Genomic DNA, 266 nt, shown 5'->3' on the forward strand with positions numbered 1-266 from the left:
TTTCTTTTTATGATGGACAATTCGTAAGAGTTGGGTTGAAGAAGATCAATTTGGATAGAAGTAATCAACTAGCTGCCAGGCTTCAGTCCAAGGAAGGAGCTTCTTGGGGAAGCTATGTTAGGAAGTATCATCTAAGAGGGAAGGCAGGTGAAGCTGGAGATGCTACTGACATAGTATCACTGAAAAATTACATGGATGCTCAATATTTCGGAGAAATTGGCATTGGCACTCCACCACAAAAATTCACAGTAATATTTGATACAGGC

Annotated in this window: 1 protein-coding gene; it reads left to right on the top strand. The window is 40.2% G+C overall.

The features are described 5' to 3' along the window. Positions 1 to 35 precede the first annotated feature (35 nt). Positions 36 to 266 (top strand): pepsin-like aspartyl protease (locus C6N31_RS47390; RefSeq protein WP_198359726.1); only part of this gene is annotated, 231 nt, incomplete at its 3' end.

It is taken from the genome of Streptomyces fildesensis, from assembly GCF_016107395.1.
GTDB classification, from domain to species: domain Bacteria; phylum Actinomycetota; class Actinomycetes; order Streptomycetales; family Streptomycetaceae; genus Actinacidiphila; species Actinacidiphila fildesensis.